Here is an 18,023-nt window from a genome sequence, read left to right as displayed (position 1 = left end):
TGGATAACATTATTTCGGGCATAAAAAAGCCCCGCCGAAGCGGGGCTCTTTTCAACACATCACGCTTATTTGAAGGCGTAGGTGTAGTTGAAGATCAGACGAGTCTGGTCGGTGTCTTGCTGGCTGGCGTAGAGGTCGGAGTCAGAACGCAGGTTGGCGCGACGCAGAGTCACACCAAAGCCTTTCATAGGACCGTCCTGGAACACGTAGTCGACGCGCATGTCACGTTCCCACTCGGAGCCACGACCCAGCGATGCGTTCTGCAGACGAATCTGATCGCCATACAGATAAGCAATGGCAGCTTTCAGACCAGGAACGCCCAGGCGTGCGAAGTCGTACGAGTATTGACCGAACTTGGTCTGCTCACCGGCACGGGTGAAGTTGGTGATCATGCTGTCGGTGAACAGGTAAACGCTGTTACCGCCTTCACCTTCGTTACGACCGTTGGAGAGGTTATTACGGGTGACGTTGCCGTTGCTCATGATCGGCATGCCGCCGTCATCGCTCACGGACTGGTAACCCAACAGGAATGCGTTGCCACCCAGGGTATAGGTGAACATTGCAGTCCAGGTGTCGTTATCAACTTCGCCCTGACCATCTTTGCTGTAGCCGTTGGCGAAGCGGTAACCGCTGTTGACTTCCTGGTGGGCGTTTTTGCCATCAGAAGTGCTGTGGAAGTAACGCAGGTCAGTCTTGAACGATTGGTCTTCCGCGATCGGCAGAATGTGCACCAGGCCCAGGAAGTGCTGCTTGTAGTAGTCTTCCAGGTTCGCGTAGTAGTACTGAACAGTCAGGTCTTTGGTGACTTTGTAGTCGCCGCCAGCGAACTGGAAGTTGTTCGAACCTTTGTAGCCACCGGCCAGGGACATGTCAGCGTAGTTGCTGGATGCACGACCTGCTGCCTGAGTCAGCTTACCGGCAGTCAGTGTCAGACCGTCGAGTTCCTTGGAAGTAACGATGCCACCCTGGAAGGTCTGCGGCAGCAGACGACCGTCGTTCGAGACCAGAATCGGCAGGTTAGGCTGCAGAGCGTTACCCACTTTCAGCTCGGTCTTGGACAGTTTGACCTTGGCGTTGGCGCCAGCGCGAGCCCAGTCAGCCACCGGCGTACCGTCGGAAGAAGTCGGAGAAACAGTGTTCGCCGTGCTGCCGTTAGGGTTGCGGTTATCGATACCGCCACCCAGGTTGATGCCGTACATGCCTTGAACGTCAAGACCGAAACCAACAGTGCCCGGTGTGTAGCCCGAGATGAAGTTGAACAGGAAACCCTGGGCGGTCTGACGCTGATCCTGCGCTTTACCGGTAGCCGGGTTCTCACGCGGATCTTGTTCGAAATAAAGGGTACGGGAACTGAGTGTCGCTTTGCTGTCATCCAGGAAACCAGCTGCACCAGCCTGAGTAGCCAAGACACCTGCGTATACGGCCAAGGCCAGGGTGGACTTCTTCATTGTGTATCGCTCCTCATGAATCTAATTTTTGTAGTTCCCGGGCCCGAGCGTAAGGCTCAAAGCCGAGGATGCGCGATTAGCGCCGGACCTGACTCGGCGAGTCAATGGCCCCAAGACTAATTGACTAGACCGCGTTACAGCTGGCTGCAAGGTAAGGTAAATCCTTTAAACCCAAAAAGACTTGTTAGACCTGCTTTTATGCCAAGCAGTTATATGTCACAAGCCGTTTCAGCCGTCCGTTGCGGAGTGTATCGGCCCGAATCCCTAATTCCCAAAACATATTTCAGTGCCGTTCGTCAGATCGATAGGTTTAGTGCTGTCGTACAACCGGAACTTGACCGGCAAGTCACGGTCCGCCTGCGAAACTGGGTGAGAACTGCCTTCCTAACTCACTGAAAACAATGAGATTTCATGTGCAGTAGACGCAAACATTGCAGTTGTCACCCTGCTGTCCGTCACTTTTCCGCTGACGCCGCAGAAAAATGGATAAAGCGCGTCATTCAGCCCCCTCATTCACCCATTGCGCTGATCAGCCGTCTAAATCTGCTCACAAGACGACCACACATCCCCGCAGCACATCCTTAAACAGGCGTCGCGATCGTATTTACAAATTGTGACGATTCGATGACCTCCCATCGCAGCAGGCGCTTTCTCAAGGACTCCATGCGGGGGAAGACACCTACCCGTATGGAAATAAACGCTAAGCCCATTCCAAAAGGTTATTTATTTCGAGTTTCTTAGATCATTTACGCTCTGCGCCATTCGAAGGCGGTGTGCCTTGCCACGGAGCGTCACCATGAAATTGCTCAAGCCCCTACGCGTCCTCGCGGCCTTATCGCTCGCCGGCTCGGCGCTGTTCGTTCAGGCCGCCGACTTTACGGTCGCCTACCAGACCACCGTGGACCCGGCAAAGGTCGCCCAGGCCGATGGCGCCTATGAAAAGGCGACGGGCTCAAAGATTTCATGGCGTAAATTCGATAACGGGGCGGACGTGATCACCGCGATCGCGTCGGGTGACGTACAGATCGGCTATCTCGGCTCCAGCCCTCTCACCGCGGCGGCCACGCGAAAAGTACCCGTGGAGACGTTCCTGATTGCCACCCAGATCGGCGCTGCCGAGGCGCTGGTTGCGCGTAATGGCTCCGGCATCAACAGCCCACAGGAGTTGATCGGCAAGAAGATCGCCGTGCCGTTCGTATCGACCGGCCACTACAGCCTGCTCGCCGCCCTTAAGTACTGGAAGATCGACCCGGCAAAAGTGACCATTCTCAACCTCGCCCCACCGGCCATTGCGGCGGCGTGGAAACGCGGTGACATCGACGCCACTTACGTCTGGGACCCGGCACTCGGCGTCGCCAAGGAGACAGGCAAGGTGCTCATCACGTCGGGCGAGCTGGCGGAACTCGGCGCGCCGACCTTTGATGCGTGGATCGTGCGCAAAGACTTCGCCGACAAGCATCCTGAGGTCGTCAAAGCCTTCGCCAAAACCACCCTGGACGCCTACGCCGCCTACCGCAAGGATCCAGCGGCCTGGCTGGCCAACGCGAGCAACGTCGACAAACTGGTGAAGCTGTCCGGCGCCAAACCGGGCGACATCCCCGGCCTGTTGCAGAGCAACGTCTACCCACTGGCGGCCGATCAGGTCAGTGAGCTGGGCGCGCCAACCACCGACGCGATCACCAAGACCGCCGCGTTTCTCAAGGAACAGGGCAAGGTCGACGCCGTGCTGGCCGATTACAGCCCTTATGTGAGCGCGAAGTTCGTCACCCCGTAAGCGCAAGCGTCATCCGGGTACCGCGCCGGCTTCGACAGCCATGGCCGTTCATGCACATCTATCAGAAGCGGAGTCCATGCCATGGCCCTGTTACAACTGGAGCGCATCAGCGCACAGTATCCCGGTGCGGCCTCGCCGGTGCTGTCGGATATTTCCCTGACCCTCGGTCCGCAGCAACTGCTGGCTGCCCTGGGCCCATCCGGCAGCGGCAAGACTTCGTTGCTGAACCTGATTGCCGGGTTCGTCGCGCCCAGCGCAGGCCGCATTACCCTCGATGGCGTGCCGGTGAGCGGGCCGAGCGCCGAGCGTGGCGTCGTGTTTCAGGATGACGCTCTGCTGCCTTGGCAGGATGTACTGGCCAACGTCGCATTCGGGCTGGAGCTGGCGGGCATCGCCCGTGAAAAACGCGAGGCCAAAGCGCGCGATATGCTGGCGCTGGTCGATCTCGCCGGCTTCGAGAAGCGGCGTATCTGGGAATTGTCAGGCGGGCAGAAACAACGTGTGGGCCTCGCCCGCGCATTGGCGGCCGACCCACGTGTGCTGCTGATGGACGAGCCTTTCGGCGCGCTGGACGCCTTTACCCGTGAACAGATGCAAGAGCTGCTGCTGCAGGTCTGGCAACGCAGCGCCAAGCCGGTCTTCCTTATCACCCACGACATTGAGGAAGCGGTGTTCCTGTCGACCGATCTGATTCTGCTTGCGCCCAACCCCGGTCACATCGTCGAGCACCTGAAGCTCGACTTCGGTCAGCGTTACAGCGCAGGTGAATCGGCCCGCGCCATCAAGTCCGACCCTCGCTTCATCGAAACCCGCGAGCACGTGTTGGCACGGGTATTTTCCCAGCGGCAGAGCGTTCGGGAGCAACGGGCATGAGTCTTTATCAATCGCCGGAGCCGGCGCTCACCCGCGCGCCGGCAAACACCGCACGCCATCAGCCCTCTTCTTTTTATCTGAGCACGCGCACCATCAGCGCCCTTACCCTCGCCGTCCTGCTGGGCGGCTGGTGGGTGATCACAGCCCTTGAGTGGGTCGAACCGCTGTTTCTGCCGCCGCCCGCCGCTGTGCTGGAAAAAGCCTGGTTGCTGATGACCAAGGGCTATATGGACTCCACGCTCTGGCAGCACTTGGGCGCGAGTTTGCAGCGCATCGGCCTGGCGCTTTTCTTCGCCGTGCTGACGGCCATCCCCATCGGCATCGCCATTGGTCACAACCGAATCGCGCGAGGCATTTTCGACCCGCTGATCGAGTTCTATCGTCCGGTGCCGCCGCTGGCCTACCTGCCGTTGATCGTGATCTGGTGCGGCATTGGCGAATTCTCCAAAGTCCTGCTGATTTATCTGGCGATCTTCGCGCCGATCGCCATTGCCACCGCCACCGGTGTGCGCACGGTCGACAGCGCAAAACTGCGCGCGGCTCAATCCCTGGGTGCCACCCGCTGGCAACTCATTCGCTACGTCATTCTGCCCAGCGCCCTGCCCGACATCCTCACCGGCGTGCGCATCGGCCTCGGCGTGGGGTGGTCGACGCTGGTGGCTGCCGAGCTGATCGCCGCCACCAGTGGCCTGGGTTTCATGGTCCAGTCAGCCGCGCAATTTCTGGTGACCGACGTGGTAGTGCTGGGGATTCTGGTCATCGCGCTGATCGCTTTCGCGCTGGAAATGAGCCTGCGCGCGCTGCAACGCAAGCTCGTGCCCTGGCATGGCCAGAACCACTGAATCGACAACCTTATGACTGACTACGCCGACACCTCGGCGCCGAACACACGAGCACACTCGAGACCATCATGAGCATCGACATCCACCCGCTCAGCCCGGCACTGGGCGCACAGATCAGCAGCGTTGACCTCAGCCGCGACCTGACCGGCGAACAACGCAACGCTATCGAACAGGCGCTGCTTGATCATCAGGTGCTGTTCTTCCGCGACCAGCCGATCACGCCGCAGCAGCAAGCACGCTTCGCCGCCAACTTTGGTGACCTGCACATTCATCCGATCTACCCGAACGTGCCGGAACAGCCTGAAGTGCTGGTTCTCGACACCGCGGTCACCGACGTGCGCGACAACGCCATCTGGCACACCGATGTCACCTTTCTGCCGACGCCTGCGCTGGGTGCGGTGCTCAGCGCCAAGCAGGTCCCGGCTTACGGTGGAGATACGTTGTGGGCGAGCGGCATCGCCGCGTTCGAAGCGCTGTCCGGGCCGATGCAGACCTTGCTCGACGGCTTGACCGCGACCCATGACTTCACCCGGTCATTTCCGCTGGAGCGTTTTGGCAACACGGCTGAAGACCTCGCGCGCTGGGAGGAGACGCGCCGTAAGAACCCGCCGCTGTCGCACCCGGTCATTCGCACGCACCCGGTCAGCGGTCGCAAAGCGTTGTTCGTGAACGACGGTTTCACCACCCGGATCAATGAACTGGAAGCTGCTGAAAGCGAGGCGATTCTGAAGTTGCTGTTCGCCCATGGGACGCGCCCGGAGTTCACCCTGCGCTGGCGCTGGCAGGCAAACGACGTGGCCATGTGGGACAACCGCGTGACCCAGCATTACGCGGTGGACGATTACCGCCCGCAGCGCCGTGTGATGCACCGTGCGACGATCCTGGGTGATGCGCCGTTCTGATAAAAGGCCGGCAGATGCGCTGATGCTTTTAGTGGGACCGGCTTCAGCCGGGAAGAGGCCGGTGAGTGCGCTATAGATTTGCGGCTGATTTAGGGCGTGCATCACTTTGGTCACTTGACACGGGTAAATGCGCGAATAGCGTGCAAAAACGCTCATCAAACGTCCAACTCCGAAAGCCGATTCGAACCTCAGCTCCATACAGGCATTGAAAAGGCACGGTCTCCAAGGCCCTAAACCCGACGCCTGCGGGACATTACGAATATTCCTACAGACTTTTCTCAAAACTGGCACGCAGGCTGCAATAGGTTATACATCACCAGTTTTGGGGACCTTGGTACAGGCAGGCCGGGGATTCCCCTCTTTTATTCCTCTCGGAGACTGACCTCCAGTCTCCAGCGCCCGTCCTGGGTTGCACCGCGCCAGTCGCCGTGCAGAGGACGGGCAGCCAGCAGGTTCAGCAACAATCCCTTATCGCTTCGTTGCACCCTCCAGCGCACGTCTTTGCCGTTGAGCTTCAGTTCGCCCTTCTGCGGCTGACCCTGGGCGTTGAACAGCAACGCCACCGCGCCATCGATGTGTTCACCGTGGAGCTGCGGCTCGCGGTTGAACCACACGGCAACGCCGCTGGGTAACACTTCGATGCTTTGCAGCTGAATGGGGTCCGGGGTCGTCACGCGGCCGATCATCAGCCCGACCATGACGCCGACGATCGCCACCGAGCCCAGAAACTTGGGCCACAGCTTCGGTCTGGGGTCTTCTTCAGGGGTAGAATGCATCCCGTCCTTTCGTTCGGAGCCGTGCATGTTTCACGTGATCCTTTTTCAACCAGAAATTCCGCCGAATACCGGCAACATCATCAGGCTCTGCGCCAACAGCGGCTGCAGCCTGCATTTGATCGAGCCGCTGGGCTTCGAGCTGGATGACAAGCGCCTGCGTCGAGCCGGCCTTGATTACCACGAATACGCCACGCTGCATCGTCACGCTGACCTGCCGAGCTGCCTTGAAAGCATCGGCCATCCGCGGTTGTTCGCTTTTACCACAAAGGGCTCACGGGTTTTCCACGATGCGCAATTTGAGGAGGGTGATGCCTTTCTCTTCGGCCCGGAAAGCCGAGGCCTGCCACCGGAGGTGCTGGATCCGCTGTCGAGCGATCAACGCCTGCGCCTGCCGATGCGCGAAGGCTGCCGCAGTCTGAATCTGTCGAATACCGTGGCGGTTGCGGTGTATGAGGGCTGGCGGCAGTTGGGGTTCAAGTAGCCGTTACGCGCCGAAAGTCATACGCCGCCCACAAAAAAGCGCCCATCACAGGCGCTTTTTCATTGCAGCGACAACGCTTACTGAACGGTAGGCGTTGGCGTTTCGCCGCTTTCCTGCATGCGTTGCAGTTCTTGCGCGTACAAGGCGTCGAAGTTCACCGGGGCCAGCATCAGCGCAGGGAACGAGCCACGGACAACCAGGCTGTCGATGGTTTCGCGAGCGTACGGGAAAAGGATGTTCGGGCAGAACGCGCCCAGGGTGTGGCTCATCGAGCTGGCATCCAGGCCCTTGATCAGGAAGATACCGGCTTGCTGCACTTCAGCGATGAAGGCGATTTCTTCGCCGTTCTTCACTTCGACCGACAGGGTCAGCACGACTTCGTAGAAGTCATTTTCCAGCTGCTTCTGGCGGGTGTTCAGGTCCAGGCTGACGCTCGGGGTCCATTCCTGACGGAAGATCGCCGGGCTTTTTGGCGCTTCGAACGACAGGTCGCGAACATAGATGCGCTGCAGGGAAAACTGCGGTGCTTCTTCTTCGTTGGAAATGGCGCCGTTATTCGGTTGATCAGTCATCTCAAATCCTTACATTGAGGTCTTGTAGGCTTCCGGGCTGTGCGACGAACCATCGCTTCCACATCCCGGCTCGAATTCAGGCGCTCAGCAGCTTATCCAGCTTGCCGGCGCGCTCCAGGGCGAACAGGTCGTCGCAACCGCCCACATGGACCGAGCCGATCCAGATCTGCGGAACCGAGGTACGCCCGGATTTTTTGGTCATTTCAGCGCGAATCTGTGGCTTGCCGTCGACCTTGATCTCTTGGAAGCCGACGCCCTTGCCCGCCAGCAGCGACTTGGCGCGGGAGCAATATGGGCAGTAATCGCTGGAGTAGACGACGACGTCGGTCATGTCACTTCACCAACGGCAGGTTGTCGCCGCGCCATGATGAGACACCACCGGACAGTTTGGCGGCGTTGAAGCCCGCTTTCAGCAGCTCACGGGCGGTGTGGCCGGCGTGCTGGCCAGCGGCATCAACGATAATGAGTGTTTTAGGCTTGAATTTCTCCAGCTCCGCGGTGCGGGTCAGGATTTTGTCCTGAGGGAAATTCACGGCACCGACGATGTGGCCAGCCGTGAAGTCTTTCTTGGCGCGCACGTCGATAACAACGGCTTCATCGCGGTTGACCATGGCGGTCAGTTCACCGGTGCTCAGGCTGCGGCCACCTTTGCTAAGCTCCGTTGCGATCAGCAGGCCCAGCAGGATGACGAAAGCACCCGTCAGCAAATAGTGGTTCGTGGCAAATTCAATCAGGTGAGCAACCATCATCAGGTTCCAGGGCGTTAAAATGTCGGCCAGTATACACAGCCCCCAAGGTGGGCCAAAGCCCGTACGGCAGTCACTCCGTTTAGCTTGTCGCTGATTTGAACTTGTCCCTAAACTGTCGATCTTTTTTCTACTTCACCTATTAGCCAAGAGTGGGATTCATGACTACCACGCCTAAACCTTTGGTTCTGATCATCCTGGACGGCTTCGGTCACAGCGACAGCCACCACGGCAATGCGGTCTACGCAGCGAAGATGCCGGTCTTCGATCGCCTGTACCAGACCATGCCAAACGGCTTGATCTCCGGGTCCGGCATGGATGTCGGTCTGCCTGACGGGCAGATGGGCAACTCCGAAGTCGGCCACATGAACCTGGGCGCCGGCCGAGTGGTGTATCAGGACTTCACCCGCGTGACCAAAGCGATCCGCGACGGTGAGTTCTTCGAAAATCCCGCCATCTGCAAAGCCGTCGATCAGGCCGTGGGCGCTGGCAAGGCCGTGCACATCCTCGGCCTGTTGTCCGACGGCGGCGTTCACAGCCATGAAGATCACCTGGTGGCGATGGTTGAGCTCGCGGCCCAGCGCGGCGCCGACAAGATCTACCTGCACGCCTTCCTCGATGGCCGCGACACGCCACCGCGCAGCGCCCATCAATACCTCGCCACCATGGAAGCCGCTTACGCGCGCCTGGGCAAAGGTCGCACCGCCACGATCATCGGCCGTTACTTCGCCATGGACCGCGACAATCGCTGGGACCGTGTCGAGTCGGCCTACAACCTGATTGTTGACGGCACGTCGGAATTCCACGCCGACACCGCCAAGGCCGCGCTGGACGCTGCCTATGAGCGCGGCGAAAACGACGAATTCGTCAAAGCCACCCGCATTGGCGCGCCGGTGACAGTGGAGGACGGCGACGCGGTGGTGTTCATGAACTTCCGCTCCGACCGTGCCCGCGAATTGACCCGCGTGTTCGTCGAAGACGATTTCGCAGACTTCGCCCGTCGTCGTCAGGCCAGACTGGCCGGCTTCGTGACGCTGACCAAGTACGCCGCCAACATCGACGCACCCGCGGCGTTCGAAAAAGCCGGCCTGCACAACGTGCTCGGCGAATACCTCTCGAACAACGGCAAGACGCAGCTGCGCATCGCCGAAACCGAGAAGTACGCCCACGTGACGTTCTTTTTCTCGGGCGGCCGTGAAGAACCCTTCCCCGGCGAAGAACGCATCCTGATCCCGTCACCGAAAGTCGCGACCTACGACCTGCAGCCGGAAATGAGCGCGCCGGAAGTCACCGACCGAATCGTCGACGCCATCGAGCATCAGCGTTACGACGTGATCGTCGTCAACTACGCCAACGGCGACATGGTCGGCCACAGCGGGATCATGGAAGCAGCGGTCAAGGCAGTCGAGTGCCTGGACGTCTGCGTCGGCCGCATCACCCAGGCGCTGGAAAAAGTCGGCGGCGAAGCGCTGATCACGGCCGACCACGGCAACGTCGAACAGATGACCAACGAGGAGACCCACCAGCCTCACACTGCTCACACCACTGAGCCGGTGCCTTTCGTTTATGTCGGCAAGCGTGACCTGAAGGTGCGCGAAGGCGGCGTGTTGGCCGACGTGGCACCGACCATGCTGATGCTGCTCGGCATGGAAATCCCGCAAGAGATGACTGGCACCCCGATTCTGGTCGCCAAGTAAGCCCCTTGAACCGGCCCGCCAGTCGCTGGCGGGCCGGTTTTGTATGAAATGTCTGACGGCCACGTCGTCCGAGCGTTTTTTTTGCAGCCACCGCCGGGCATACTAGGCCCGTCTTTACTCCTGGTATCGCCCAACCTCATGCTTCGCGCCCTGATCACCCTCGCCTTGATTTGCCTGCTCAATCCGGCCTTCGCCGACGATGATCGCGCACAAACGCAGAAACAGCTGGATGCCACGCGTCAGGACATCACCGAACTGAAGAAAGCGCTGGGCCAGTTGCAAGAAGAAAAGTCCGGGGTCCAGAAAGACCTGCGCTCCACTGAAACCGAGATGGGCAAGCTGGAAAAGCAGGTGGAGGCCCTGCAAAAGGAACTAAAAAAGAGTGAAAGCGAGCTGCAACGGCTCGACCAGGAGAAAAAAAAACTCCAGAGCGCACGCGTTGAACAACAACGATTGATCGCCATCCAGGCCCGCGCTGCTTATCAGAGCGGCCGCCAGGAATACCTCAAACTGCTGCTCAATCAGCAGAACCCTGAAAAATTCGCCCGCACCCTCACCTATTACGATTACCTGAGCAAGGCACGCCTGGAGCAGTTGCGCAGCTTCAACGAAACCCTGCGCCAGCTGGCCGGCGTCGAGAAAGACATCGACCTGCAGCAAGCGCAGCTTCTGGTGCAGAAGAGTTCGCTGGATGACCAGAAAGCCCAGCTCGACACCGTCCGCCAGGAACGTCAGGTGGCGCTGGCCAAGCTGAATCAGGATTACAAAGCCCGCGATCAGAAGCTGCAGTCGCGGCAGCAGGATCAGGCCGACCTGACCAAGGTCCTCAAGACCATTGAAGAAACCCTCGCCCGTCAGGCCCGCGAAGCCGAAGAGGCGCGTCAGAAAGCGCTGTTGGCGCAGCAAGAAGCCGAGAAACGGCAACGCGAGCAAGAAGCGCTGGCGAAAAACCGCGCGAAAGACGACGCGAAGGACGACAGCGATGTGGCCCCTCGGCGCCCGACCAAGGCGCCCGGCGCGATGGTTTCCAGCGCCGGTCAGTCCTATGGCGGCGCTTTTGAGCAAGCAAGGGGAAAACTTCCTTGGCCCGTCGATGGTCGATTGTTGGCGCGATTCGGCGAAAGCCGTGGCGATGACGAGCGCACCAAGTGGGACGGTGTGTTGATCAGTGCGGCTGCAGGCAGCCAGGTCCGCGCGGTGCACGGTGGTCGGGTGGTCTTCGCCGACTGGTTGCGCGGCGCCGGGCTTCTGGTCATCCTCGACCACGGCAATGGTTATTTGAGTCTGTACGGTCACAACCAGAGCCTGTTGAAAGAGGCCGGTGACGTCGTAAAAGCCGGAGAAGCGATCTCCACTGTCGGTAACAGTGGTGGCGGTCAGGACACTCCGGCGTTGTATTTCGCTATTCGTCAGCAGGGTCGCCCTAGTGATCCGGCCCAATGGTGTCGCACTCAAGGATAAGTCGACACCTCACTCAGGAGTTCGTAAGACATGCTGTTTTCGTCCCGCCTCACCTCGCTGGCCCTGACTATCGCCGTGGTTATCGGCGCTCCTCTGGCCCAGGCTGCCGGCGCCACCCCGGCTGCTGTGCCTGCCGCCACTGCGCCCGCCAACGCCGCGAATATCAAGGCGCCGCTGCCGCTCGACGAGCTGCGCACTTTCGCCGAGGTCATGGACCGGATCAAAGCGGCTTACGTCGAGCCCGTTGATGACAAGACTCTGCTGGAAAACGCCATCAAGGGCATGCTCAGCAACCTCGACCCGCACTCCGCCTACCTGGGTCCGGAAGATTTCCAGGAGCTGCAGGAAAGCACCAGCGGCGAGTTCGGCGGGCTGGGTATCGAAGTGGGCGTCGAAGACGGCTTTGTAAAAGTCGTCTCCCCCATCGATGACACCCCTGCGTCCAAGGCTGGTATCGAGGCTGGAGACTTGATCGTGAAGATCAACGGCACGCCGACCCAGGGCCAGACGATGCAGGAAGCCGTGGACAAGATGCGCGGCAAGCTGGGCGAGAAAATCACCCTGACACTGGTGCGTGACGGCGGCAACCCGTTCGACGTGACACTGGCGCGCGCCACCATTCAGGTCAAAAGCGTGAAAGCGCAGATGCTGGAGCCGGGTTACGGCTATATCCGCATCACCCAGTTCCAGGTCAAAACGGGTGAAGAAGTCGGCAAGGCACTGGCCAAGCTGCGCAAAGACAACGGCAAAAAGATGAGCGGCCTGATCCTCGACCTGCGCAACAACCCGGGCGGTGTATTGCAGGCGGCAGTTGAAGTGGCTGACCACTTCCTGACCAAGGGCCTGATCGTCTACACCAAAGGCCGCATCGCCAATTCCGAACTGCGCTTCTCGGCAGACCCGGCCGACGCCAGCGAGGGCGTGCCTCTGGTTGTGCTGATCAACGGCGGCAGCGCCTCGGCGTCTGAAATCGTCGCCGGCGCGTTGCAAGACCAGAAGCGCGGCATCCTGATGGGTACCGATACGTTCGGCAAAGGCTCGGTGCAGACCGTTCTGCCGCTGGCCAACGACCGTGCGCTGAAGATCACCACTGCGCTGTATTACACGCCTAACGGTCGCTCGATTCAGGCCCAGGGGATCAACCCGGACATCGAAGTCAAACGCGCCAAGCTCACCGCCGAAGCCGATGGCGACAACTACAAAGAGGCCGATCTGCTCGGCCACCTGGGCAACGGCAACGGCGGCGCAGACAAGCCGACCACCAAGGCGAAGGCTGGCAAGGCGCGTCCGCAGGACGATGACTACCAGATGAACCAGGCCCTCAGCTTGCTCAAGGGTTTGAGTGTCACGCGCGGCAATTGAGATGCGCGTCTGGTTGACCGGGCTGATCTGCGCCCTGGCCTTCACAACGGGTGCTGCACATGCAGCGCCCGCCGAGTCCTCAGCGACCGTCGGCAAAGCGCCGAAGGTCGCCTATCTCAGTTTGATCATCGATGATCTCGGACAGAACCCTGATCGGGACAGCCGCGCGCTGGCCCTTCCCGGCCCCGTGACGCTGGCAATCATGCCTGACACGCCCCACGCCACCGAGTTTGCCCGTCAGGCGCACAAGGCTGGCAAGACCGTCATGCTGCACATGCCCATGGACCCCGCGACCGGGCCGTACGCCTGGCATCCCGAATTGCCACTCCCCGAACTCGAATCGCGTCTGAACGCCGCGCTGCTGAAAGTCCCTTTTGCCGCTGGCATCAACAACCACATGGGCAGCCGCATGACGGCAGAGCCGGTGGCCATGGGCTGGCTAGTGGGCGAATTGCAGCGCCGCCATCTGTTTCTGGTCGACAGCCGCACCAGCGCCAAAACCGTTGCCGCTGCCGAGGCGCAGAAGATCGGTCTCGCCAGCGTGTCCCGCGACGTCTTCCTGGACGACGAGCGCACCGCAGAGGCCATTAGCGGCCAGCTCCAGACGGCGATCAAACTGGCGCACAAGCAGGGCTCGGCCGTGATGATCGGCCACCCCTATCCAGTGACGCTCGATGTGCTCGAGCGCGAGCTGCCCAAGCTTAAATCCCAAGCTATAGAGCTGATCGAGATCCGCCACATGGTCACTGAGCGCGGAAATGAGGCGATGGCCGGCCATGGCAAGAACGGGCGTTATCGCTAGGCCGAAGGCGCTTCGCCAGAGGTGCTGGCAGTCCTTAGAGATATTCGGCGAAAATCGAATCGACCACGCCTTCCTTGCGCAGCTGATCCAGCGCACGTTGCAGCCGCTGGACTACTGCATCCGGGGTGTCTTTGTTCAATGCCAGAAACAGTTCGGCGCTGTTAAAGCGCAGCACGGTTTTCAATCCCGTGATGCCTTCCTGCCGCGCCAGGTATCGCCCCGCCGGATCGCCGGTGGCCCACAGGTCGAGCTGACCGTCGACCAGCTTCCGGGCGTTATCCTTGTCGCTGAGCACCGTGATCGGCTTCATGCCCTGACGCGCAAGCTCCATCGCAATGGCGTCGCCCTTGTAGGCGCCGATTCGATAAGACCGCGCGGCTTCAAGCGTGCTCAGCTGGATTGGGCTGTCAGCCCGCGCCAGCAAAATCCAGTCGTCGGGGCCGATCGGTCCGACCCACTTGAAGAGCTTTTCGCGCTCGGGCAATCGCGCGGTCACGAACACGCCGTAGCCGGGATTTTCCATCGCCAGTTTGTAGATGCGATCCCAGGGGAAGCGCAGGGTCAGGTTGTAGCCGATACCGGCGCGCTTGAAGGTCTCGCGCACCACCTCGACGGCGATGCCCTCGATGTTGCTTTCCTGGGCGAAGTTTTTCCCGTCCGTGGCCATGTTGTAAGGCGGGAAGTTCTCTGTCAGCAGGACAAACGAGGTGTCCGCCCGCGTGCTTCCGCCAGCAGAGCCGTTCAGCTCTTCTGCATGAATCACTGCGCTTGCAACACAACCGAACAGCGCAAAAAGAAAAGCTGAAATTCTCAGCATTTGACTCATCTCTATCCATGACTTCGCACAGGGTGCAGGCCCTCCGCACCGTTGTCCAGAGCCTTCGGCCGGCAGCCGTGCTTTGTCGCTGAAGCCATAAATATGTATGTGACCCGAGCGCATTTTATCTGACTACCTGACGGCCTCTTTCCAACGGCCCGCACCAGACGCGGGCGCCAACAGACCAGACAGGTATTCAATGAAAAATCTCACACATACTGTGTGCAGCGTCGCGCTCATCAGCCTCATGGGCGCAGGCGTTACCCAGGCAAACGATTATGGCCAGGGACTGGAGAATGACTCGGCGGCCATCCCTCTCGATAACGCGCAAAACCGTCACGCCCCATGGAGGGCGGTAGGCCGTCTGCAACCCAGCAAAGAGAGGCCCGACATCCATTGCAGCGCGTCCTTGATTGATTCACGCAACGGCAGTCCGGTTGCATCAGGGCCTGCTTACATCCTCACCAGTGGCCATTGCGTGAGTCAGGACGCCATGAATATCTCGAGCGACATCCCTGTGGATGGCCATATCGATTTCGATTACTTTCTGGGCAACCTGCAAAACACCGAGCGTTCCCGGTTGAAAAGACTGGTGCGAGCGACCACCCGTGGTGCAGACCTGGCCATTATCGAGTTGGACACATCGCTGCAGTCGCTGCTCGACAAAGGCATCGAGCCACTGAGCATCAGTACCCATGCACCTGGCAATGGCGTGAATCTGGTGATCGTCGGCGTCCCTTCAGGCCACGAAGACGCACCTGCATTACGCCTGTCGGCATGCCCACTGGAAGGTAGCGCGGACCTGCTGGAGGATGTGTATGTCTTCCGCGGATTTCATAAACATCGCTGCCGGGGTGTGGCGCCGGGAAGTTCCGGCAGCCCCGTCCTGGACAGGGTTTCCAATCAGATCGTTGGCGTACTCAGCACGTCCACGAAGGGCGTCAAAGAGGAAAATCGCTGCCAGCCGAACGCGCCCTGCGAGATCAACAACGGGCTACCGGTGCTATCCCCAGACACCTCTTATTCCAGCCCGGCGCTGGGCCTCAAGACCTGCTTCAGCCAAGGCGTATTCAACCCGCTGGACATTGAATGCACATTGCAATCGACGCTCAAGATGACATTGGGGGCGAGCTACTCGCCAAACCCCTATAGCCGGGTAACCCTTGACGATCAGGGCCGTACCGTTTTGCCCACGTGGTCGTGGCCGTTCTCGCTGGACACCCCTTTCTACCGCTACAAAGCCGTTCGCACGCCGACGGAATGTGAAAGCCCGCATCACTACAGCAACGCCCAGGGCGCCACGCAGGCGTTGATCGATGATCGCGTAGGCCCGGAGGCCGGCCTGTATTTTCTGTGCATCATCGGTGTGGACTCTCCTGACCAGCGACCCGCGCAAGAGATGATGAACAAGCCGGTGATTGTGGCAATGGAAATCGCGCCGCCGGGTCCGCCCCGAATGCCGGAACTGACCATCGAGCGCATGGCCGATGGCGGCTACAAAGTGCTGCCGTACTACTCCAACCCGACGCTTTGGGTGTACACGTTCAAATCCGGCCCGGCTGACACTGTGCAGTGCGATGACCCGCAGGGCTACAGACCTGAATTCGACGAGGTGATGATCATCGAGGCGACACCATCACCGATGAAGCTGTGCTCCAAGGCCTACGACATGGCCAGTCAGGCATCGTCGCCGCGCACCGATCTATTGCTGCCCTGATCGGAGAGTCGCCGAGTAAGCTGGATCAAGGAAGTGGCGCTGGCTGACCAGGCTATGGTCAGCCAGCGCATCAGGGTCAGCGAACCACAATCCCTTGCCTGGCCATGAACGCCTTGGCTTCTGGCACGGTGTATTCGCCGAAGTGGAAAATGCTCGCTGCCAGCACCGCGCTGGCATGACCTTCCAGCACGCCATCTGCCAGATGCTGCAGATTGCCGACGCCACCGGAAGCAATGACCGGGATGCCGAGGGCATCGCTGATCGCCCGGGTCACGCCCAGATCGAAGCCGCTCTTCATGCCGTCCTGGTCCATGCTGGTCAGCAGGATTTCGCCGGCACCGAGGTCTTCCATCTTCTTCGCCCACATCACCGCGTCCAGGCCGGTCGGCTTGCGACCGCCGTGGGTGAAGATTTCCCAGCGTGGGGTTTCGCCGGGCAGCGAAACCTTCTTGGCGTCGATGGCCACGACGATGCACTGCGAGCCGAAGCGGGCGGCGGCTTCGCCGACGAACTCGGGGTTGAACACCGCAGCGGTATTGATCGAGACCTTGTCGGCACCGGCGTTGAGCAGATTGCGGATGTCCTGCACCGTGCGCACGCCGCCACCCACGGTCAGTGGGATGAACACCTGACTGGCCATGCGCTCGACGGTGTGCAGCGTGGTGTCGCGGCCGTCGACGCTGGCGGTGATGTCGAGGAAGGTAATCTCATCGGCACCCTGCTCGTCATAACGCCGGGCGATCTCGACCGGATCACCGGCGTCGCGGATGTTCTCGAACTTCACGCCCTTGACCACGCGGCCGTTGTCGACGTCCAGGCAAGGGATGATGCGTTTGGCGAGGGCCATGGTTAGTCCTTAAGTAACAAGCTTCAAGCTTTAAGCTGCAAGTAGAAGCGGATCGAGGTCAGCTTGCAGCTTGAAGCTTACTGCTCGGAGCTGACTGCGTAGCTGTCACAAAACGCCTGGGCTTCAGCCACATCCAGCGTGCCTTCATAGATCGCACGGCCAGTGATTGCGCCGATGATGCCCGGTGCTTTTGCGTCGAGCAGCGCCTTGATGTCGCCCAGGTTATGAATGCCGCCCGAAGCGATCACCGGAATGCGGGTCGCGGCAGCCAGCGCGGCGGTGAACGGGACGTTGCAGCCCTGCATCATGCCGTCTTTGGCGATGTCGGTATAAACGATGGCCGAGACGCCGTCTGCTTCAAAGCGCCTGGCCAGGTCGATCACCTGCACGGTGCTGACTTCAGCCCAGCCGTCGGTGGCGACGAAGCCGTCTTTGGCATCCAGGCCCACGATCACTTTGCCCGGGAACGCGCGGCAGGCTTCGGCGACGAAGTCAGGGTCCTTGACCGCCTTGGTACCGATGATCACGTAACTTACGCCGGCTTTGACGTAGTGCTCGATGGTGTCCAGCGAGCGGATACCGCCGCCGATCTGGATCGGCAGGTTCGGGTAACGACGGGCAATCGCGGTCACGACATCACCATTGACCGGCTGGCCTTCGAATGCGCCGTTCAGGTCAACCAGGTGCAAGCGACGGCAACCGCCTTCGACCCACTTGGCAGCCATGCTCACCGGATCATCGGAGAACACCGTGGAATCTTCCATCCGACCCTGGCGCAGACGTACACATGCGCCGTCTTTAAGGTCGATCGCGGGAATAATGAGCATCAGCTTTTCCTTCGTCTAAAAGCCGCGAACCGCACGCCATAAGCTGCAAGTCGCATCTCTACTAATTCTTGCAGCTTGA

General features: G+C 60.2%; 18 protein-coding genes. 10 read left to right on the top strand and 8 right to left on the bottom strand.

Annotated elements, in window-relative coordinates; all coding sequences use genetic code 11:
- Nucleotides 1-65: 65 nt before the first annotated feature.
- Entirely contained in the window at nucleotides 66-1,448 is a 1,383-nt protein-coding gene (locus QWI18_RS04670) for an OprD family porin (protein WP_065987368.1), read from the bottom strand.
- Nucleotides 1,449-2,244: 796 nt separating this feature from the next.
- Between QWI18_RS04670 and tauA the strand changes: the two genes are divergently transcribed.
- The 4 genes from tauA to tauD all read left to right on the top strand — a co-directional run bounded on the left by tauA (nucleotide 2,245) and on the right by tauD (nucleotide 5,839).
- The gene (gene tauA / locus QWI18_RS04665) at nucleotides 2,245-3,222 is read left to right on the top strand and encodes a taurine ABC transporter substrate-binding protein (protein WP_369318304.1); all 978 of its coding nucleotides are present in this window, start codon (nucleotides 2,245-2,247) and stop codon (nucleotides 3,220-3,222) included.
- Between the two features lie 81 nt (nucleotides 3,223-3,303).
- Nucleotides 3,304-4,095, top strand: coding sequence for a taurine ABC transporter ATP-binding subunit (gene tauB / locus QWI18_RS04660; protein ID WP_369318303.1), 792 nt, complete (start codon nucleotides 3,304-3,306; stop codon nucleotides 4,093-4,095).
- Nucleotides 4,092-4,937: a taurine ABC transporter permease TauC gene (tauC, locus tag QWI18_RS04655; protein WP_369318302.1), complete on the top strand. Its 846-nt coding sequence runs from the start codon at nucleotides 4,092-4,094 to the stop codon at nucleotides 4,935-4,937. Before tauB ends, tauC begins: the two co-directional genes overlap by 4 nt.
- Before the next feature lie 68 nt (nucleotides 4,938-5,005).
- Nucleotides 5,006-5,839: a taurine dioxygenase gene (gene tauD, locus QWI18_RS04650; protein ID WP_296311080.1), complete on the top strand. Its 834-nt coding sequence runs from the start codon at nucleotides 5,006-5,008 to the stop codon at nucleotides 5,837-5,839.
- Between the two features lie 362 nt (nucleotides 5,840-6,201).
- Here tauD and QWI18_RS04645 read toward each other — a convergent pair whose 3' ends face one another.
- Complete coding sequence (locus tag QWI18_RS04645; protein ID WP_192130818.1) at nucleotides 6,202-6,642, bottom strand: hypothetical protein; 441 nt, start codon at nucleotides 6,640-6,642, stop codon at nucleotides 6,202-6,204.
- Here QWI18_RS04645 and QWI18_RS04640 point away from each other — a divergent pair.
- Nucleotides 6,641-7,096 (top strand): tRNA (cytidine(34)-2'-O)-methyltransferase, encoded by a 456-nt coding sequence (locus QWI18_RS04640; RefSeq protein ID WP_037016260.1) that lies wholly within the window; start codon nucleotides 6,641-6,643, stop codon nucleotides 7,094-7,096. The two genes, QWI18_RS04645 and QWI18_RS04640, sit on opposite strands and share 2 nt — an antisense overlap.
- A gap of 77 nt (nucleotides 7,097-7,173) precedes the next feature.
- Here the strand turns inward: QWI18_RS04640 and secB are convergent, their stop codons facing one another.
- The 3 genes from secB to QWI18_RS04625 form a co-directional block, all read right to left on the bottom strand.
- The gene (gene secB / locus QWI18_RS04635; RefSeq protein WP_065987376.1) at nucleotides 7,174-7,668 is read right to left on the bottom strand and encodes a protein-export chaperone SecB; all 495 of its coding nucleotides are present in this window, start codon (nucleotides 7,666-7,668) and stop codon (nucleotides 7,174-7,176) included.
- 76 nt (nucleotides 7,669-7,744) lie between these two features.
- Entirely contained in the window at nucleotides 7,745-7,999 is a 255-nt protein-coding gene (gene grxC, locus QWI18_RS04630; RefSeq protein ID WP_065987377.1) for a glutaredoxin 3, read from the bottom strand.
- A gap of 1 nt (nucleotide 8,000) precedes the next feature.
- Nucleotides 8,001-8,414 carry a rhodanese-like domain-containing protein gene (locus tag QWI18_RS04625; RefSeq protein ID WP_065987378.1) on the bottom strand — a complete coding sequence of 138 codons (414 nt, stop codon included), beginning with the start codon at nucleotides 8,412-8,414 and terminating at the stop codon, nucleotides 8,001-8,003.
- 161 nt (nucleotides 8,415-8,575) lie between these two features.
- On the opposite strand from QWI18_RS04625, the gene gpmI reads away from it, so the two are divergent.
- From gpmI to QWI18_RS04605, 4 genes are all read left to right on the top strand, one after another.
- The gene (gpmI, locus tag QWI18_RS04620) at nucleotides 8,576-10,111 is read left to right on the top strand and encodes a 2,3-bisphosphoglycerate-independent phosphoglycerate mutase (protein WP_065987379.1); all 1,536 of its coding nucleotides are present in this window, start codon (nucleotides 8,576-8,578) and stop codon (nucleotides 10,109-10,111) included.
- 138 nt (nucleotides 10,112-10,249) lie between these two features.
- A complete protein-coding gene (locus QWI18_RS04615) occupies nucleotides 10,250-11,572 on the top strand; it encodes a murein hydrolase activator EnvC (RefSeq protein ID WP_065987380.1) in 1,323 nt (440 codons plus the stop codon).
- Nucleotides 11,573-11,602: 30 nt separating this feature from the next.
- Nucleotides 11,603-12,934 carry a S41 family peptidase gene (locus QWI18_RS04610; protein ID WP_065987381.1) on the top strand — a complete coding sequence of 444 codons (1,332 nt, stop codon included), beginning with the start codon at nucleotides 11,603-11,605 and terminating at the stop codon, nucleotides 12,932-12,934.
- Between the two features lies 1 nt (nucleotide 12,935).
- Nucleotides 12,936-13,736 carry a divergent polysaccharide deacetylase family protein gene (locus QWI18_RS04605; protein WP_296306449.1) on the top strand — a complete coding sequence of 267 codons (801 nt, stop codon included), beginning with the start codon at nucleotides 12,936-12,938 and terminating at the stop codon, nucleotides 13,734-13,736.
- A gap of 34 nt (nucleotides 13,737-13,770) precedes the next feature.
- On the opposite strand, the gene QWI18_RS04600 is transcribed toward QWI18_RS04605, so the two are convergent.
- Complete coding sequence (locus QWI18_RS04600) at nucleotides 13,771-14,553, bottom strand: ABC transporter substrate-binding protein (RefSeq protein ID WP_296306447.1); 783 nt, start codon at nucleotides 14,551-14,553, stop codon at nucleotides 13,771-13,773.
- Between the two features lie 199 nt (nucleotides 14,554-14,752).
- On the opposite strand from QWI18_RS04600, the gene QWI18_RS04595 reads away from it, so the two are divergent.
- Nucleotides 14,753-16,270, top strand: coding sequence for a serine protease (locus QWI18_RS04595; protein WP_369318301.1), 1,518 nt, complete (start codon nucleotides 14,753-14,755; stop codon nucleotides 16,268-16,270).
- Nucleotides 16,271-16,346: 76 nt separating this feature from the next.
- Here the strand turns inward: QWI18_RS04595 and hisF are convergent, their stop codons facing one another.
- The gene (hisF, locus tag QWI18_RS04590) at nucleotides 16,347-17,117 is read right to left on the bottom strand and encodes an imidazole glycerol phosphate synthase subunit HisF (RefSeq protein WP_065987385.1); all 771 of its coding nucleotides are present in this window, start codon (nucleotides 17,115-17,117) and stop codon (nucleotides 16,347-16,349) included.
- Nucleotides 17,118-17,194: 77 nt separating this feature from the next.
- On the bottom strand, nucleotides 17,195-17,944 hold the full coding sequence (hisA, locus tag QWI18_RS04585; RefSeq protein WP_065987386.1) for a 1-(5-phosphoribosyl)-5-[(5-phosphoribosylamino)methylideneamino]imidazole-4-carboxamide isomerase: 750 nt from the start codon (nucleotides 17,942-17,944) through the stop codon (nucleotides 17,195-17,197).
- Between the last annotated feature and the right edge of the window lie 79 nt (nucleotides 17,945-18,023).

It is taken from the genome of Pseudomonas sp. W2Oct36, assembly GCF_041060465.1.
GTDB lineage: Bacteria > Pseudomonadota > Gammaproteobacteria > Pseudomonadales > Pseudomonadaceae > Aquipseudomonas > Aquipseudomonas graminis_B.
The sequence above is the reverse complement of the archived record's forward strand: the minus strand, read 5'-3'. Positions and strand labels throughout refer to the sequence as shown.

Bases quoted from the DNA above. Each gene is read 5' to 3' on its own strand.
- hisF (WP_065987385.1), bottom strand. From the start codon at position 17,117: ATGGCCCTCGCCAAACGCATCATCCCTTGCCTGGACGTCGACAACGGC.
- secB (WP_065987376.1), bottom strand. From the start codon at position 7,668: ATGACTGATCAACCGAATAACGGCGCCATTTCCAACGAAGAAGAAGCA.
- QWI18_RS04640 (WP_037016260.1), top strand. From the start codon at position 6,641: ATGTTTCACGTGATCCTTTTTCAACCAGAAATTCCGCCGAATACCGGC.
- QWI18_RS04625 (WP_065987378.1), bottom strand. From the start codon at position 8,414: ATGGTTGCTCACCTGATTGAATTTGCCACGAACCACTATTTGCTGACG.
- QWI18_RS04645 (WP_192130818.1), bottom strand. From the start codon at position 6,642: ATGCACGGCTCCGAACGAAAGGACGGGATGCATTCTACCCCTGAAGAA.
- QWI18_RS04605 (WP_296306449.1), top strand. From the start codon at position 12,936: ATGCGCGTCTGGTTGACCGGGCTGATCTGCGCCCTGGCCTTCACAACG.
- tauD (WP_296311080.1), top strand. From the start codon at position 5,006: ATGAGCATCGACATCCACCCGCTCAGCCCGGCACTGGGCGCACAGATC.
- QWI18_RS04595 (WP_369318301.1), top strand. From the start codon at position 14,753: ATGAAAAATCTCACACATACTGTGTGCAGCGTCGCGCTCATCAGCCTC.
- QWI18_RS04600 (WP_296306447.1), bottom strand. From the start codon at position 14,553: ATGCTGAGAATTTCAGCTTTTCTTTTTGCGCTGTTCGGTTGTGTTGCA.
- hisA (WP_065987386.1), bottom strand. From the start codon at position 17,944: ATGCTCATTATTCCCGCGATCGACCTTAAAGACGGCGCATGTGTACGT.
- QWI18_RS04670 (WP_065987368.1), bottom strand. From the start codon at position 1,448: ATGAAGAAGTCCACCCTGGCCTTGGCCGTATACGCAGGTGTCTTGGCT.
- QWI18_RS04610 (WP_065987381.1), top strand. From the start codon at position 11,603: ATGCTGTTTTCGTCCCGCCTCACCTCGCTGGCCCTGACTATCGCCGTG.
- tauB (WP_369318303.1), top strand. From the start codon at position 3,304: ATGGCCCTGTTACAACTGGAGCGCATCAGCGCACAGTATCCCGGTGCG.
- tauA (WP_369318304.1), top strand. From the start codon at position 2,245: ATGAAATTGCTCAAGCCCCTACGCGTCCTCGCGGCCTTATCGCTCGCC.
- tauC (WP_369318302.1), top strand. From the start codon at position 4,092: ATGAGTCTTTATCAATCGCCGGAGCCGGCGCTCACCCGCGCGCCGGCA.
- gpmI (WP_065987379.1), top strand. From the start codon at position 8,576: ATGACTACCACGCCTAAACCTTTGGTTCTGATCATCCTGGACGGCTTC.
- grxC (WP_065987377.1), bottom strand. From the start codon at position 7,999: ATGACCGACGTCGTCGTCTACTCCAGCGATTACTGCCCATATTGCTCC.
- QWI18_RS04615 (WP_065987380.1), top strand. From the start codon at position 10,250: ATGCTTCGCGCCCTGATCACCCTCGCCTTGATTTGCCTGCTCAATCCG.